Raw genomic sequence first — 15,652 nt, 5'->3', positions numbered from 1 at the left:
AAGAAAAGGGGATGATTTTAATGGTAGTTAAAAGTTATGAACAAATGACAGATGTATCAATTATGGAGGTAAAAACATATTTATTAATTCATAGTGACGGAATTTATCAACAAGGTATTTATGATTTAATGAATACGTGTATTGATGTTTTTCAATTAAAAAGAAAATTAAATAAAAGAAAAGATATTCAATTATGGCTTTTTTCAAATATTAAAAGATATATTGATTGTTGCTTATCTTATAATGAAATGGAATATCATTTAGTCATGATGAATTTATTAATCAATCAACATTTTAAACCATTAGTCGAATATAAATATAATTTATTTTATTATATTTTAGATCATAGTGATTTTAATATAGAAATTTATTGTCTAGTAAGGCATTTGCTTACATTTAAAATGAATCAACTCAATCAAGTCATCTTAGGTATGACACATTATAAAATGATAAGTGATGAACAAACACATTACTATGCAAGTCTTATTCTTCTATTAGAAAAACAATATAAACAAGCTTATTTTCATTTACCATTTGTAACACTTGATGAAGCCTTTAAACGCTTTGAAAAATCTCTTTATAATTATTCACCATATCGTTATGAAATGTTGTATCATAAAGACAAGACATATTCACTTAATTATGCAAGATAGGAGAAAACTATGGACAGACTCTATTACACATATCTTATTATCAAAGAATCATTAGATTATATACCAGCAATAGAAATTAAGATGTTATTAGAAGAAAAATATCAAATTAAAGTAGATATAAAAACGGTTTATCAAGCAATTAGAAATATTAACGAATTATCTCATTATATTTATCAAAAAGATATTATTAAAACAAAACATCGTAAAGGCTATGCAATAAATGAAGAATTCTTTAATGATGGACAAATACAATATTTATGGGATAGTATTCTTTATAATAATGATTTAGATCAAAAAGAAGTAAATATACTACTTACAAAATTACAAACATTAAGTTCAAATAAACAATTATCCCGTATTCAAAATCAAACAATTAGACAAAATGATATAAGAAATTATGATTTGTTATTAAATATGACAACCATTATTAAAGCTATTAATGAAAAGAAAAATATTTATTTTAAGTATGTTAATTATGAAATAAAAAGAAATAGGTTGGTAGAAATATCAAATATCCATGGTAATCATCAAGATAATAAAGAGTTTTATATTATTTCTCCGTATAAACTCATTCAAAATAATTCTAAATATTATGTGATTGGTTATTTTGATAAAAGACCAGATAGTTTATCTCTTTATCGATTAGATCGTATGAGACTTGTAAGAAATCATAAGAGTAAATATTTTGAAGGAGAACAATTTGATGTAGAACAAATTGATAATCCAATTAATATGTATATTTCCGGAGAAAAAGAAGATTTAGAGATTAGTTTTGATCAATCGATTATTAAAGAAGTTGTTGATAAATTTGGACAAGATAATCGTGTGACAAAAGATTATGAAAATCGTTATCATTTAATAGTAAAAGATGTTTTAATTAATGAAGGGTTAATAGGATGGTTAATGATGTTACAAGATAAGATTACAGTTATTAAACCCTATTCTTTACAAGAAGAAATGAAAAAAAGAATTGAAAAGACATTAAAACAATATCAATAGGAGAAATTATGATTTATATAACAGGTGATAAACATGGGAATTTTAGTGAAGTTTATGCATTTTGTTATAAAAATAAAACAACAAGAGATGATCTTATGATTGTTTTAGGAGATGCAGGTATTAACTATTACGCTAATGAACAAGATATTTATTTAAAAAATAGTCTTTTACAATATCCGATTACTTTCTTTTGTATTCATGGTAATCATGAAGAACGTCCTGAAAATATAGAAGGCTATAAAACAAAAATATTTCATGATGGGCTTGTCTATTATGAAGAAGAATATCCTCATATATTATTTGCGAAAGATGGTGAAGTGTATCAATTTAATGAACAAAGTGTTTTAGTTATTGGTGGAGCTTATAGTGTTGATAAAAACTATCGTTTACAAATGGGATATAATTGGTATCCAAGTGAACAACCCAGTGAAGAAATAAAAGATAAACTTTTAATGTACGTAGAAAAGAATCCACAAATAGATGTTGTACTTTCTCATACTTGTCCTTATAAATATCTTCCTCGAGAAGTATTTATGAAAGGTATTAATCCTTTAAAAGTAGATTATAGTACAGAATTTTTTTTAGATAAATTAGAATTAAGCTTAGATTATAAGAAATGGTATTGTGGACATTTTCATACTGATAAAAAGATAGATTGTATGATATTTATGTTTAATGAAATTGTTGAATTTTAAAAAGCTGCTACAAATGTAACAGCTTTTTAGATAGGAAATATTTTATTATTGATTATTGAATACTTTAGGTAAATCTTTTGTTTTTTTCCAATCAAGATCTTTTATTTGTTTAAGAAGTGGTTGATAGAATTGTTTTTTATCTTTTGGATAAATAGCATAGTAGCTCGCATGAGCTTCTTGATCAGTAATAGGTATTAAAATACGATTATCTTCTTCGCTGTCTCTTTGCATTGTAATGTCGCTTTTAAAATTAGGTAAAGCAGACATCTTTGTAAGTTCATTAAAGACAAAGGGATCATCTTGGAATAACAAATGAGATTCAGGAATCATTTGTTTACATACTTCATTCCAAAATCCAATATGTGATAATAAAAGAACACTTTGTCCATCTAAATCAGAAAATGAAATTTCTTTAAATGGTGCTAAAGGATGTGCCGGAGGCACAGATAAGTAAAGTGATTCATTTAAGAATTCTTGGCAAATATAGTTTTTATTATCTAAAGGATGTGTTAATACAATTAATGAATAGTCTCCATTTTCTAAACCATTAATGAGTGTTTACTCATCTTGAATAAGAAAACTTTCAAATTGTGAATTTGTATTTGTTTGAAAAGTATATTCAATTCCCCATAAAGGAGCAGGTGCACAGCTAGCAAAAGATAAATAATTTTGATTATGTTTTGTCAGTTCTTTGATCATTTCTTCTCTACCATCAAGTAACTTTTTCGCAAATTCAACCGCAAGTAAACCATTATCATTTAATTCTATTTTATTTTTCTTACGATTAAATAACGATAAACCTAAATCTTCTTCTAAACGTTGCATGGATTTTGTAAGGCCAGGCTGAGAAATAAGAAGTTCTTCAGCTGCTTTAGAAATCGTTTTATTTTTTGCTATAGCAACAAGATGTTTCAATTGGTTGAATTCAATCATTGTATCACTTCTCCTTTTCCGTATTATAACACAGTATAACTTTTGGTTATAGTGATATTTGTTTTTAGTCATGTACAATGGGATAAATAATGATTAAAATAATAGTAAAGAAATGGAAAAAGAAATAAGATGAAAGTACTTATTATTAATGGTAGTCCTCGTCCTCAAGGAAATACAAAAGTTGCTTTAGATGAAATGGTGAAGATTTTTGATCAAGAAGGAATTGAAAGCGAAATCGTACATGTTGGCAATAAAGACATTCGTGGTTGTATTGCTTGTATGTCATGTAAAACAAGATTAGATCATTGTGTTTTTGATGATTGTGTCAATGAAGTGGCTAAAAAATTTGAAGAAGCTGATGGTCTTGTAGTAGGAACACCTGTTTATTTTGCTTCTGCTAATGCTACATTAATTGCTTTTCTAACAAGATTATTCTATAGTACATCTTTTGATAAAAGTATGAAAGTAGGTGCTAGTGCGATTGTCGCAAGACGTGGTGGTATTTCTTCAACTTATGATGAAATCAATAAATTCTTTGCAATCTCAGGTATGCCAATTGCTTCTTCACAATATTGGAATGCAATCCATGGTAGAGAAATGGGAGAAGCAAGCCAAGATGAAGAAGGATTACAAACAATGCGCGTTCTTGCTAGAAACATGTCATTTTTAATGAAATGTATTCATGATGGTAAAGAAAAATATGGTTTACCAGAAAAAGAAGAATTCCGTCGTACAAACTTTATAAGATAAAAGAAAGGTGTGAAGATAAAATGTATACATCTGATCTATTTAAAAAATGGATTATTGATCATCAAAATGATGATTATCAAATCAATGTAGAAAGTGAACAAACAATTAAATTAACAACATCTTATGGTGAAGCTACCATTCAATTTACTGATGTTACCAATGGAACAATTGTTGAATTTAATATTATTTCTTATAAAAATCAAGAAGTGCAGTTTTATCTTCATTTTGAACTTAATGATGAAAATCATGCCCATCAACTTTATGATGAAATGATTGAAACATTAATTGGTTTAAAAGACAAAAAAACAACCCGTGTTTTATTATCTTGTTCCTCAGGTCTTACAACATCAATGTTTGCAGATAACCTTAATTCTGTAGTAGAAATGTTAGGGGAAGATTATCACTTTGATGCGGTTGATTATTCAAATATTTATGAACAAGTAGAAAATTATGATCTTGTTTTAATCGCTCCACAAATTGGCTATATGTTAAAAAGATTACAAGAAAGTTTACCTGATAAACTTGTTTTACAAATACCAACAGCAACTTTTGCAAGTTATGATGCAATTGGTGCGATTAAATTTATTCAAAGTGAAATTGAAAATTATAATAAAGAAAAGAAAGAAGAACAAGTTAAGAAATGTCACTGTTGTAAAAAATCAAATAAACGTATTCTTTCTATTGTTTTATCAACTAATAGAGCACAAACTCGTATTTATTATCGTGTTTATGATAAATCAACAATTATTGATCAACAAACGATTATTAAAGCAAGTCTTGATATGAATGATCTTTATGATATTATCGATACTGTTTTATTAAAACACCATACAATTGATGTTATTGGTATTGCCACTCCAGGTATTATTAAAGATAATCAACATTTACGTTCATCCATTGATGGTAGAGATCAAGATATTAAAAATGAATTTGAAAAGAAATATCATATCGATGTCTTTATTTATAATAATGCTAATGCAGCAGTAGTAGGGTTTTCTTTGGAACATGAAGAATATAAAAATATTATCTTTCATTCACAACCTTTTGGTTTTGGGGTTGGTGGTCAAGGAATTCTTGTAAATGGGCAAGTTATTACAGGAAAAGAATGAATTGCGGGAGAAGTACGTTTCTTTTTAAGAAGAATGCAATTATCAGATGATTGCCAACATCTTGCTTGGAGTCAAGCAGGTGTTAAGGAACTTGTAATTAAATCATTATTACCATCCATTTCCTTAATTGGTCCTGATGCCATTGCACTTTATTCACCAATGATACCAGATACTTTAGAAATAGAAAAAGGATTGCTATCTTTTGTACCAAAAGAATTCATCCCAACATTCTATTCTATTAAAGAACCTTGGTATTATATGTTAGATGGTATTACTAAATTATGCGATGAACACTTAGATGAAAAAGGGGAATCTTAATTGATTCTCTTTTAATATTAGAAAACAACAGTTACTAGGATATTTTAAATACTCTTATTGTAATAGAAATTCAAGCATGTTATTGTATAAAAAAATTAAACTATGGAGAAATCAAAATGAAAAAATTGGGATTGATTGGTGGAGTAGGTCCAGAAGCAACATTGCAATATTATAAAGAAATAGAGTATGGCGTTATGAAAAAACTAGGTAAGCCAGTTTTACCTGAAATTACGATAGAAAGTCTTAGTTGTTTTAAAATGATACCATTTGGAGCTACACAGGATTATGAGGGAATGACAGAATATATACTTGGGGCAGTAAGAACTCTAGAAAAAGCAAATTGTGACTTTATTGCATTGGCATGTTGTACAGGGCATATGGTATTTGATAGAGTTGCAAGGGAAACTGCTATCCCTATGCTTAGTTTGGTTCAAGTATGTGTAAGTGAAGCGAAAAAGAAGAAATTTAATAAATTGTTATTGCTTGGAACTGAAGGAACAATGAAAGACGCCTATTTTAAAGAACCATTTGAAAAGGAAGGAATACAAGTTGTTACACCGAGTGAAGAGGATTGCAAGTGGATAGGATGGCATATTGAAAATGAATTAGAACATGGTGTTATAACAAAAGATACAAAAGAGAAGTTTATTGAAATTGCTAATAAAGGTTATAGTGATTTAGGCGTAGATGCAATAATTCTTGGTTGTACAGAATTGCCAATGGTATATGGAGATGTTGAATTAAAAATTCCTACATTAGATGCAACTAAAATTCACATTCAAAATATCATAGATGAAATATTAATATAAATAAGAGAATCATTTTGTGAGTTTTACTTAGTGATTTGATAAAATAGCAATTTTTAAGCGAAGACTTAAAATGGAACTCAAAAAAACTAAACGACCACACTAGAGTATTGATTTACTCCGGTGCGGTTATTTTTGCTTTACACATCCATTTCTAAGTGATTTTCAGTTAATTCCTGCACTTCAAATTTCAATTTATTAATGGTGAACAAATTACTGTCACTGATAAATGTGTAGGTTGTGGTATTTGTACGAAAATCTGTCCACGTGGTTTATTATACGTTGAAAACAATAGAGCAAAGAGAAAACAAAATACTTGTGAGTTTTGTTTAGCTTGTGCACAAAACTGTCCATCAAAAGCAATTATTACAAAAATCAAAGATGCTAATTCCAAGGCACGTTATCGCCATGAAAAAGTAAGTCTAAAAGATATTATAGAAGCAAACCAACAAGTATAACTTCCAGTTATACTAACATGCACTATTGATATTGTACATATATAGAATTAAAAATTAAAATAAAGATAGAAATTGGAGGAGATAATAATGAAAACTTTTGAATTAAACAATAAACAAACAATCCCTGCTGTAGGATTTGGAGTCTTCATGATTCCTAATGATGGACCTACTTATGATGCAACTTTAGCTGCTTTAAAAGCAGGATATCGTCATATTGATACAGCTGCAGGATATATGAATGAAAGTGATGTAGGAAAAGCGATTAAAGATAGTGGCATTGATCGTCAAGAAATCTTTATTACTTCTAAATTATGGTTACAAGATTATGGTTATGAAAATGCTAAGAAAGGTATTGAAACTTCTTTAAAATTATTAGGAGTAGATTATATTGATCTTTATTTATTACATCAACCATATGGTGATTATTTAGGAGCTTGGAAAGCTTTAGAAGAAGCTTATCAAGAAGGTAAGATTAAATCTATTGGTATTTCTAATATTACCATTAATTTATGGAATAAATTTAAAAATGGTATGACTGTAACGCCAGCAGTTAACCAAGTAGAATTTAACCCATTTGTTCAACAAAAAGAATTAAGAAAAGTGATGGCTGAAAATGATATTCATTTAGAAGCATGGTATCCGTTAGGACATGGAAATAAAGATTTATTAGAAAATGAAACAATTGTTTCATTAGCTAAAAAATATAATAAAAATGCTGGTCAAATTATCTTAAGATGGATTTATCAAGAAGGAGTTATTTCTTTACCTAAATCTACAAATGAAGAAAGAATGAAAGGAAACATTGATATCTTTGACTTTGAATTAACAGATGAAGAAATGAAAGAAATGCAAGCCTTAGATACAAACAAACCATCTCATAATCCTGAAGATCCTGCCAATGAAACACGTTTAAAAGGAATAAAAATTCATGACTAATTTTATTACTTTAAATAATGGATACCAAATCCCTCAACTTGGATTTGGTACCATTCAACAATTTGATAAACAAATTGAAGATAATGTAGCTTTTGCCTTAAACCATGGCTATCAACTCATTGATACAGCCAATCGTTATGGTAATGAAGTAGAAGTAGGAAAAGGATTAAAATTATCAGGATTAAAAAGAGAAGATTATTTTTTAGAAACAAAATTAGGACCAACACTTTATGAAAATGATCAAGCAATTGATGATACTTTAAAAAGATTAGGTGTTGATTATGTTGATGTGATGATTTTACATCATCCTGTAAATAACTATGTTTATGCTTATAAGATGTTAGAAAAAGCATATAAAGAAGGAAAAATCAAAGCGATTGGTTTATCTAACTTTAGAGTTGAACAAATTCAAGAAATCTTAGATCAATGTGAAATTCCACCAATGATTATGCAAGTAGAATGTCATCCTTATTATCCAGCAGAACATGTTTATGATTTTTGTAAGGAACATCATATTCAACTTCAATCATGGTATCCATTAGGACATGGAAATAGCGATATGTTACAAGAACCTGTATTTGTTGAACTTGCTGAAAAATATCATAAATCAACAGTTCAAATTATCTTAAGATGGCATATTCAGATGGGATTTGGACTTGTTCCAGGAAGTAAATCAATGGATCATATTAAAGATAATGCAAATATCTTTGATTTTGAATTAACAGATGAAGAAATGAAACAAATTGCAGCTGTTAATAAACATGAACCTTTCTATCATGTAACAGAAGAATCATTACATCGTATGGCTACAACAAAATGTAATTTTGAATAAGGAGAATAACAATGGAATACAAAACATTAAATAATGGAGTGAAAATGCCAGTTGTTGGTTTTGGTGTTTTCCAAGTGAAAGATGAAGAAGAATGTAAAAGAGTTGTTTTAGATGCAATTGATGCAGGGTATCGTTTAATTGATACTGCTCAATCATATGGTAATGAAGAAGCAGTAGGTAAAGCAATTCAAGAAACAAGTGTACCTCGTGAAGAATTATTTATTACGACAAAAGTATGGATTTCTAATTATGGTTATGAAAAAGCAAAAGCTTCTGTTGAAGAATCTTTAAAGAAAATGCAATTAGATTATTTAGATTTAGTTTTATTACATCAACCATTTAAAGATTATCACGGTGCTTATCGTGCTTTAGTTGATCTTTATAAAGAAGGTAAAATTAAAGCCATCGGTGTTTCTAACTTCTATCCAGATCGTTTGGTTGATTTAGCATTAGATACAGATGTTGTACCTACTGTTAATCAAGTTGAAGTGAATCCTTTCCATCAACAAGACGTTGCTTTAACATATAACACTAAATATGGTGTTCAATTAGAAGCATGGGCTCCATTTGCTGAAGGTAAAAATGGAATTTTAACTAATGAAACATTAACTGCAATTGGACAAAAATATCAAAAATCAGTAGGACAAGTCATTTTAAGATGGCTTGTTCAAAGAGGAATTGTCCCATTAGCTAAAACAGTAAGAAAAGAAAGAATGCAAGAAAACTTAAATATCTTTGATTTTGAATTAAGTGAAGAAGATATGCAAACAATTGCTTCACTTAATAAAGATACTAGTTCATTCTTTTCACACTATGATCCAGCAACAGTAGAAATGATTTGTGGATTAAAACGTTAATGAAAAAACTATGCATTATAGTATGCCTTATGCTTGTAAGTAGCTGTCTCTATATAAATAAAAAATCAGACATTCAATCTCAAAATACTTAAATAACTACAAATACAAAACGATATAAGAACTTTTCATTAGATAATGTTCCCCAAAGTCGATATGGTGATATTCATTATAATGCATATATTCCTAAAGCATATGACAAAAGGCAATCATATGCTTTATATATTACGGTCTTTATTTTCAAGGTGTAGGAGAAAACTTAAAAACTGAAGAATTTGCTTTTACAAGTCAAAAATATAATAATCACATGATTATTTTAGTGCCACAATTAGAAGATTGAGGAGAATTATCTACCAATAAAACCATTGCTTTAACAAAATATTTCTTAAAACATTATGCCATTAATTCAAAACAAGGTTATATCAGTGGTTATTCTGGTGGCGGAGAAACTCTTTCTTTAGTTTTAACTAAAAGTCCAGAGCTTTATTGTAGAGCATTGATGTGTTCATCGAAATGGGATGGGTATTTTAATAAAGTTGTAGAAAATAAAACACCAATTTATTTTGTTATTGGTGAAGATGATGAGTATTATGGTTCTTCACCTTTTAAAGAGGTTTATCAAGAACTTGTAAATTTTTATAAAAAACAAGGTTTAAGTGATGAAGAAAATGAAAATTATGTTGATTTAGATGTAAAAAATAATGATTATTTTTTAACACAAGGAATTGAAAATCAACATGGACAAGGTGGTCATTTGTTTAGTAATGACCCAAATATTATGGGATGGTTATTTAATTGATAAAAATGATTGTAACCGTTTTAAAACTATGCTATTATACCTAGGAAGTTTTTAGGATAGTGATTGTTTAAGTACAAGCTAAACCTATTTATTGCCACCTTTTTTAAGCATGCAATAAATAGGTTTTTATTTTGGGGGGGTGATTATGGAAATAAGTAAGATCTTAAATAACAATGTAGCTGTTGTTATGGAAAATAATGAGGAAAAGATTGTGATGGGAAGAGGAATCTGTTTTAAAAAGAAAACAGGTGATACGGTTGAAGCCAATCAAATTGATAAAGTTTTCTATTTAGAAAATCCTGAAGCATCGAAACGATTTAAAGAACTTGTCGTAGATATTTCTTTAGAGTATTTACAAATAGGGGAAGAAATCATGAATGAAGCAAGATTAAGTTTAGGAAAGTCTTTAAATGATGGGATTTATATTTCAATGGTCGATCATATCTATACAGCAGTTGAAAGAGCTAAAGAAAATATTTTAGTGAAGAATGCTTTGTTATGGGATATTCAAAGATTTTATAAAGAAGAATACGCTATTGGTAAAAAATCTTTAGAAATCATTGAAAAGAAAACAGGCGTATTATTACCTAATGATGAAGCAGGATTTATTGCTTTACATATTGTTAATGGACAATTAGATGACGATGTTCATGATATGTATAAAATTACAAAGATCATGCAAGAAATCGAAAACATTGTTCGTTATCACTTCAAAATAGAATTTAATGAAGAAAGTGCTTATTACTATCGCTTTATTACACATTTAAAATTCTTTGCCCAACGTTTACTTGAAGAGAAAAAACAAAACCAACAAGAAGATGATTTATTAGATGTTGTACAAACAAAGTATGCTAATGCTTATAAATGTGTAGAAAAAATAGCTATGTACATCAAAAAACAATATAACTATGAACTTTATGACGAAGAAAAACTTTATCTAACAATACATATTCATCGTGTTGTTTATTTAGGAAATCGTCATTAACTTGGATGGTGACATTAAGTTGGCCAAACCTTCAAATTTCAATACTTGAGAAATATGGAGGAAAATTATGAGTAAGTATGAAAGTTTAGCCAAAGAAATTTTGGCAAATGTTGGTGGAAAAGAAAACATCAACAGTTTAACACATTGTGTTACAAGATTACGTTTTCGTTTAAAAGACGAATCTAAAGCAAATGATGATGCTTTAAAAAACAATCCTGGTGTTGTGACAGTTATGAAATCTGCTGGACAATATCAAGTCGTTATTGGAAATCATGTACCTTTAGTATACGCAGATGTATGTGAATTAGCAGGTATTTCTAATGACAAACCACAAGAAGAAGTTGCTCCTCAAGGTGCCTTCAATAAGTTAATTGATATTATTTCAGGATGTTTCCAACCTATCTTAGGGCCATTATGTGCTGCTGGGATTATTAAAGGATTAAATGCTTTATTAGTCTTTATTTTAGGAACAAGTTTCAATAATAGTGGAACTTATATGATTTTAAATGCAATTGGTGATTCTATTTTCAACTTTTTACCAATTATTTTAGGATATACAGCTGCTAAAAAATTCAATGTTAATGTTGTTGTAGGGATGATTATTGGAGCTACTTTATGTTATCCAACAATTCAAACAGATACATTATCAGCCGCTGGAAAAGCAATTGGAACATTACCAATGATTGGTGATTATTATACTAAATTTATTGGTATTCCATTTGTATCAGGAAATTATACAAGTACAGTTGTACCAGTTATTTGTATTGTGGCTTTAGCAGCACAAATTCAAAAACTAGCTAAAAAATATGTATCAGAAATGTTACAAAACTTCTTTGTACCATTCTTTGTATTAATTATTTCACTTCCAATTGGATTATTAGTCATTGGACCAGTTGTAAGTTTACTTACAAGTATCTTATCTAATATCTTTGCTGGATTATATGCTTTTTCACCATTAGTAACAGCATTAGTTGTTGGTGCTTTCTGGCAATGTCTTGTTATTTTTGGTTTACATTGGGCATTAGTACCAATGGCCATGGTTAATATTGGAAACTTAGGTTATGATACAATTTTACCAGGTATGTTAGGAACAACATTTGCTGCTACTGGCGTTGTTGCAGCAATGTATTTAAAATTAAAAGATAAAAACAAAAAAGCTTTAGCTATCCCAGCTGTTATTTCAGCATTCTGTGGGGTAACTGAACCAGCTATTTATGGTTTCTTATTGCCAGAAAAAACACCATTTGTATTCTCTTGTATCGGTGGTGCTGTAGGTGGAGCTATCATGGGGGCTGTTGCTGTTAAACAATATGTTATCGGGGGACTAGGAAGCTTTGGTGTAGTAAGTTATATTTCACCTAAAGGTGATGCAACTGGTATGGTTGTTTCATTGATTGCAGGTGCAGTTTCATTAGTTGTTGGTTTTGTTTTAACAATGTTATTCTATAAAAAAGAAGAAACAGTTGTAGAAAATAAAGAAGTTAAAGTAGAAGAAACAGTTTTATCACCAATTAAAGGTGAAGTTAAAGCGATTGAAGAATCAAGCGATGCCGCTTTTGCTTCAGGTGCTTTAGGAAAAGGTGTTGTCATCTTACCTCAAGAAGGTAAAGTTTATGCACCAGTAACTGGAACAGTTACAGTTTTATTCCCAAGTTTACATGCGATTGGAATTACAAGTGATGCCGGTGTTGAATTACTTGTTCATGTAGGTATTAATACTGTTCAACTTAATGGAGAAGGGTATATAGCTCATATTAAACAAGGTGATCGTGTCAACCAAGGTCAATTATTATTAGACTTTGATATGGCTAAAATTCAAGAAGCAGGATATTCTTTAGAAACACCTGTTTTAGTAACAAATTATGCAGATTTAAAAGAAATTAAAAATACAAGTGAATCTTCAGTAAAAGCACAAGAATCTTTAATTGAAGTGAAGTATTAAGAAAGAAGGTATTGGTTATGAATAGACCTTATGTTATCTGTCATATGTTACAATCAATCGATGGAAAGATTGCTGGTGGATTCTTTAGAGAAAAAGAAACAACAAAGCTTGCAAAAATCTATAGTGAAATTTCTACAAATTATGATGGTGATGCTATCATTTATGGAAAAACAACAGCGCTTGAATTATTTTCATTAACACATTTAAATAAATCCTCAAATATTACTTACAATCTTACAGATCATGTTTATCAAAAAGAAAATAAAAAATGGCTTGTTGTTATTGATCTAAAAGGAGAAATTGCATGGGATTCATCTATTTATAAAAATAGAAGATTACAAGATAAAAATCTTATTGTCATACTTTCAGAGGCTATTTCTAATCAATACCTTGAATTATTAAAGAAATTAAATATTTCCTATCTTTTTGCAGGAAAAAAAGAAATATCTTTAAAGGTAGCCTTAGAAAAGCTTTATGATTTATGTTCAATTAAAAAGCTCTTATTACAAGGTGGAGGCATTACTAATAAGTTCTTTATTGAAGAAGACCTCATTGATGAATTAAGTTTAGTTGTTTCACCTGTTGTTTCAGGAGAAAGTAATCAACCTAATCTTTTTGAAGATTGCAAAGATTATCTTGGAAATGTTTTTGATTTAAAACAAAGTGATTTATTAAATAAATCAGGGTTGTATTTAAAATATATAAGAAAATAGTGGGACTTTGGTTTCACTATTTTTTATTTGTATAACATAATTTAAGGCTGCTTTTATTGGTGAATTCATAAAATAAAAAGCAATTTTATATGCCAAGGAGAAGTGCTATTGTTTGATGGAAAAAGACAATAAAATCAAGTATAATAGTTTTTAGAGGAGATGGTTTTATGAAAATAGTACCTACTGGAATAGAAAATTTTAAAGAATTAATTGATAAAGATGCGTGTTATGTAGATAAAACAAATCTTATCGAAAAAGTATTAAAAGAAAAGGTTGTTTTATATACAAGACCTAGAAGATTTGGTAAGACACTGAATATGTCAATGCTTTATTATTTCTTTTCTAATAAGGAAAAAGAAAACGCTTATTTGTTTGATGGATTAAATATCTCTAAAAATAAAGAAGCATTAAAACATCAAAATCAATATCCTGTAATTTTCATATCTTTAAAAGATATGAAAGAATCAAAAATAGAAAATCAATTAGTAAAATTTTCATACATCATTGCCCGTCTTCTTGATCAATTTGAAGATATATTAGATGACGATATCTTCAATGAAAGAGAAAAAAAGCTATTAAAAAGATATCATTTAAATACAGCTTCAAAAAACGAACTATCTGAATCATTATTAACTATATCACTGTGCTTAAGAAAATATTACCATCAAAAAGTCATCATTCTTATTGATGAATACGATGTACCATTACAAGCAGCCTATCAACATAACTACTATGATGAAATGGTAGAGTTTTTAAGAAATGTCTTTTCATCATCTCTTAAGACCAATGATGCCTTAGAAAAAGGTATCATGACAGGATGTTTAAGAATTTCTAAAGAAAGTATCTTTACAGGGTTAAATAATTTTTCATCATATTCAATCTTAGATAATATAGGTAATGAATTCTTTGGTTTTACAGAAAAAGAAGTCAAACAGTTATTAAAAGATTATGACCTATTTGATTCTTTTGATGAAGTCAAAGAATGGTATGATGGGTATCTATTTGGAAATCTTGAAATCTATAATCCATGGAGTACTTTAAGCTATGTTAAGAATAAAAAAGCAGATTCAAGCTTTGAACCAATTTCCTTTTGGGCAAATACCAGTGGAAATGAGCTTGTTGTAAATTATATACAGACAGGAGATAGAGGATTAAGAAAAGAGTTTGAATTATTGATGAATGGACAAACAATAGATAAAGTCATCAAACCAGAACTTACTTATCGAGAAATGGATAACATCAATAATATCTATAGTTTCTTACTTCTTACCGGTTATTTAAAAGTCATTGAAAAAACAGGAGATAGCCAGTATAAACTCATTATTCCTAATAGAGAAGTCTATGAAATCTATAAACAATCATTTATGTCTTATTTTAAAGATTATACAAGTGCTAGAAAAAATGAACTTTATCAAGAATTTATAAATGGTGATGCAAGGAAAGTCAATCTCTTGCTTAATGATATTTTGATAAGAAGTATTAGTTATTTCGATAATCAAGAAAGCTTCTATCATGGATTTTTAGTAGGATTATTAAATGATTATGAAGTTGTATCAAATAGAGAAGCAGGTAATGGAAGATTTGATATATGTGTATTGCCTGAAACAATCTTGGATACAGTACTTCTTATTGAATGTAAGCATTCAGCAAGTGAAGATGATTTAATAGAAGATGCAAATGCTGGAGTCAAACAAATCATTGATCAAAAATATCTTGAAGAAAAAAGATTTAAGAAATATGCTGGTGCTGTAGGATATGGCATATCCTTTTATAAAAAACAATGTTATGTGGTTAAATGTGAATAAAATATTCTTAAAAAGATATATAGTGGGACTTTGGTCTCACTTTTTTAGTATGTATTTTAGTTATG

General features: G+C 28.5%; 18 protein-coding genes. 16 read left to right on the top strand and 2 right to left on the bottom strand.

Annotation, left to right across the window (positions count from 1 at the left end; translation table 11 throughout):
* The first annotated feature begins 20 nt into the window (after positions 1-20).
* From Fi14EGH31_RS13425 to Fi14EGH31_RS13415, 3 genes are read left to right on the top strand one after another with little or no spacing between them, the layout of a single operon-like run.
* Positions 21-653 (top strand): hypothetical protein, encoded by a 633-nt coding sequence (locus tag Fi14EGH31_RS13425; RefSeq protein ID WP_200764937.1) that lies wholly within the window; start codon positions 21-23, stop codon positions 651-653.
* Positions 654-662: 9 nt separating this feature from the next.
* A complete protein-coding gene (locus Fi14EGH31_RS13420; RefSeq protein WP_200764936.1) occupies positions 663-1,652 on the top strand; it encodes a helix-turn-helix transcriptional regulator in 990 nt (329 codons plus the stop codon).
* 8 nt (positions 1,653-1,660) lie between these two features.
* The gene (locus Fi14EGH31_RS13415; protein WP_200764935.1) at positions 1,661-2,347 is read left to right on the top strand and encodes a metallophosphoesterase; all 687 of its coding nucleotides are present in this window, start codon (positions 1,661-1,663) and stop codon (positions 2,345-2,347) included.
* 45 nt (positions 2,348-2,392) lie between these two features.
* On the opposite strand, the gene Fi14EGH31_RS13410 is transcribed toward Fi14EGH31_RS13415, so the two are convergent.
* Positions 2,393-2,899, bottom strand: a complete 507-nt coding sequence (locus tag Fi14EGH31_RS13410; protein WP_200765402.1) for a LysR substrate-binding domain-containing protein — start codon at positions 2,897-2,899, stop codon at positions 2,393-2,395.
* 6 nt (positions 2,900-2,905) lie between these two features.
* Entirely contained in the window at positions 2,906-3,280 is a 375-nt protein-coding gene (locus tag Fi14EGH31_RS13405; RefSeq protein ID WP_200764934.1) for a LysR family transcriptional regulator, read from the bottom strand.
* 129 nt (positions 3,281-3,409) lie between these two features.
* On the opposite strand from Fi14EGH31_RS13405, the gene Fi14EGH31_RS13400 reads away from it, so the two are divergent.
* From Fi14EGH31_RS13400 to Fi14EGH31_RS13345, 13 genes are all read left to right on the top strand, one after another.
* Positions 3,410-4,030, top strand: a complete 621-nt coding sequence (locus Fi14EGH31_RS13400) for a flavodoxin family protein (protein ID WP_200764933.1) — start codon at positions 3,410-3,412, stop codon at positions 4,028-4,030.
* 20 nt (positions 4,031-4,050) lie between these two features.
* The gene (locus Fi14EGH31_RS13395; RefSeq protein WP_234697795.1) at positions 4,051-5,139 is read left to right on the top strand and encodes an ROK family protein; all 1,089 of its coding nucleotides are present in this window, start codon (positions 4,051-4,053) and stop codon (positions 5,137-5,139) included.
* 33 nt (positions 5,140-5,172) lie between these two features.
* On the top strand, positions 5,173-5,457 hold the full coding sequence (locus Fi14EGH31_RS15435) for a hypothetical protein (protein WP_234697794.1): 285 nt from the start codon (positions 5,173-5,175) through the stop codon (positions 5,455-5,457).
* Between the two features lie 116 nt (positions 5,458-5,573).
* Positions 5,574-6,266: an aspartate/glutamate racemase family protein gene (locus Fi14EGH31_RS13390; RefSeq protein ID WP_200764932.1), complete on the top strand. Its 693-nt coding sequence runs from the start codon at positions 5,574-5,576 to the stop codon at positions 6,264-6,266.
* 173 nt (positions 6,267-6,439) lie between these two features.
* A complete protein-coding gene (locus Fi14EGH31_RS15765) occupies positions 6,440-6,721 on the top strand; it encodes a 4Fe-4S binding protein (protein ID WP_200765401.1) in 282 nt (93 codons plus the stop codon).
* A gap of 87 nt (positions 6,722-6,808) precedes the next feature.
* Complete coding sequence (locus Fi14EGH31_RS13380; protein ID WP_200764931.1) at positions 6,809-7,657, top strand: aldo/keto reductase; 849 nt, start codon at positions 6,809-6,811, stop codon at positions 7,655-7,657.
* Positions 7,650-8,489 (top strand): aldo/keto reductase, encoded by an 840-nt coding sequence (locus Fi14EGH31_RS13375; RefSeq protein WP_200764930.1) that lies wholly within the window; start codon positions 7,650-7,652, stop codon positions 8,487-8,489. The genes Fi14EGH31_RS13380 and Fi14EGH31_RS13375 overlap by 8 nt, the downstream gene beginning before the upstream one ends.
* 11 nt (positions 8,490-8,500) lie before the next feature.
* The gene (locus Fi14EGH31_RS13370; protein WP_200764929.1) at positions 8,501-9,346 is read left to right on the top strand and encodes an aldo/keto reductase; all 846 of its coding nucleotides are present in this window, start codon (positions 8,501-8,503) and stop codon (positions 9,344-9,346) included.
* Between the two features lie 496 nt (positions 9,347-9,842).
* The gene (locus Fi14EGH31_RS13365; protein WP_117871797.1) at positions 9,843-10,142 is read left to right on the top strand and encodes a hypothetical protein; all 300 of its coding nucleotides are present in this window, start codon (positions 9,843-9,845) and stop codon (positions 10,140-10,142) included.
* A 145-nt stretch (positions 10,143-10,287) separates the two neighbouring features.
* Positions 10,288-11,127 carry a BglG family transcription antiterminator LicT gene (gene licT, locus Fi14EGH31_RS13360; protein ID WP_117782725.1) on the top strand — a complete coding sequence of 280 codons (840 nt, stop codon included), beginning with the start codon at positions 10,288-10,290 and terminating at the stop codon, positions 11,125-11,127.
* 67 nt (positions 11,128-11,194) lie between these two features.
* A complete protein-coding gene (locus tag Fi14EGH31_RS13355) occupies positions 11,195-13,069 on the top strand; it encodes a beta-glucoside-specific PTS transporter subunit IIABC (RefSeq protein ID WP_200764928.1) in 1,875 nt (624 codons plus the stop codon).
* Positions 13,070-13,086: 17 nt separating this feature from the next.
* A complete protein-coding gene (locus Fi14EGH31_RS13350) occupies positions 13,087-13,782 on the top strand; it encodes a dihydrofolate reductase family protein (RefSeq protein ID WP_117782727.1) in 696 nt (231 codons plus the stop codon).
* Between the two features lie 167 nt (positions 13,783-13,949).
* A complete protein-coding gene (locus Fi14EGH31_RS13345) occupies positions 13,950-15,587 on the top strand; it encodes an AAA family ATPase (RefSeq protein ID WP_117792792.1) in 1,638 nt (545 codons plus the stop codon).
* The last annotated feature ends 65 nt before the right edge of the window (positions 15,588-15,652 follow it).

This window comes from Faecalibacillus intestinalis, assembly GCF_015097455.1.
Classification (GTDB): Bacteria; Bacillota_I; Bacilli_A; order Erysipelotrichales; family Coprobacillaceae; genus Faecalibacillus; species Faecalibacillus intestinalis.
Note: the sequence above shows the minus strand (reverse complement) of the source record. Positions and strands in the feature narration are given on the sequence as shown.

Coding starts and splice junctions, on each gene's coding strand:
- Fi14EGH31_RS13355 (WP_200764928.1), top strand. CDS start 11,195: ATGAGTAAGTATGAAAGTTTAGCCAAAGAAATTTTGGCAAATGTTGGT.
- Fi14EGH31_RS13370 (WP_200764929.1), top strand. CDS start 8,501: ATGGAATACAAAACATTAAATAATGGAGTGAAAATGCCAGTTGTTGGT.
- Fi14EGH31_RS13365 (WP_117871797.1), top strand. CDS start 9,843: ATGTGTTCATCGAAATGGGATGGGTATTTTAATAAAGTTGTAGAAAAT.
- Fi14EGH31_RS13415 (WP_200764935.1), top strand. CDS start 1,661: ATGATTTATATAACAGGTGATAAACATGGGAATTTTAGTGAAGTTTAT.
- Fi14EGH31_RS13345 (WP_117792792.1), top strand. CDS start 13,950: ATGAAAATAGTACCTACTGGAATAGAAAATTTTAAAGAATTAATTGAT.
- Fi14EGH31_RS13350 (WP_117782727.1), top strand. CDS start 13,087: ATGAATAGACCTTATGTTATCTGTCATATGTTACAATCAATCGATGGA.
- Fi14EGH31_RS13425 (WP_200764937.1), top strand. CDS start 21: ATGGTAGTTAAAAGTTATGAACAAATGACAGATGTATCAATTATGGAG.
- Fi14EGH31_RS13400 (WP_200764933.1), top strand. CDS start 3,410: ATGAAAGTACTTATTATTAATGGTAGTCCTCGTCCTCAAGGAAATACA.
- Fi14EGH31_RS13395 (WP_234697795.1), top strand. CDS start 4,051: ATGTATACATCTGATCTATTTAAAAAATGGATTATTGATCATCAAAAT.
- Fi14EGH31_RS15435 (WP_234697794.1), top strand. CDS start 5,173: ATGCAATTATCAGATGATTGCCAACATCTTGCTTGGAGTCAAGCAGGT.
- Fi14EGH31_RS13405 (WP_200764934.1), bottom strand. CDS start 3,280: ATGATTGAATTCAACCAATTGAAACATCTTGTTGCTATAGCAAAAAAT.
- licT (WP_117782725.1), top strand. CDS start 10,288: ATGGAAATAAGTAAGATCTTAAATAACAATGTAGCTGTTGTTATGGAA.
- Fi14EGH31_RS13380 (WP_200764931.1), top strand. CDS start 6,809: ATGAAAACTTTTGAATTAAACAATAAACAAACAATCCCTGCTGTAGGA.
- Fi14EGH31_RS13375 (WP_200764930.1), top strand. CDS start 7,650: ATGACTAATTTTATTACTTTAAATAATGGATACCAAATCCCTCAACTT.
- Fi14EGH31_RS13420 (WP_200764936.1), top strand. CDS start 663: ATGGACAGACTCTATTACACATATCTTATTATCAAAGAATCATTAGAT.
- Fi14EGH31_RS13390 (WP_200764932.1), top strand. CDS start 5,574: ATGAAAAAATTGGGATTGATTGGTGGAGTAGGTCCAGAAGCAACATTG.